Origin of the sequence: Pseudoalteromonas sp. S3178, assembly GCF_005886985.1 — a bacterium.
Taxonomy (GTDB): Bacteria; Pseudomonadota; Gammaproteobacteria; order Enterobacterales; family Alteromonadaceae; genus Pseudoalteromonas; species Pseudoalteromonas carrageenovora.
Map to the genome: position 1 here is coordinate 1 of NZ_PNCW01000619.1, position 209 is coordinate 209.

At 42.6% G+C, this 209-nt stretch carries 1 pseudogene; it reads right to left on the reverse strand.

Annotated elements, in window-relative coordinates:
• Nucleotides 1–209: pseudogene (locus CWC11_RS22480) on the reverse strand (NAC family transcription factor); the annotation flags it as partial.

A 209-nucleotide genomic window follows, 5' to 3' on the forward strand; every position in this document is an offset into this window, starting at 1 on the left:
CTGTATCGCAAGCGGTTGGAGGTCAAGTTCAGGAATATGTGTGAGCTTTCTGTAGTTATCAATAAAGCCAAGTAAAGACTGGCTTCTAATACCAATCGCTTGCAGACTTTGTAGGTAGTCTTCAACGAGTTCTTGGTCTGTTACCGCTTCAGCTAGCTGATTATTGGTGATATTAACTAGCGTATTGGAGAGCGAATAAATCGGTGCGA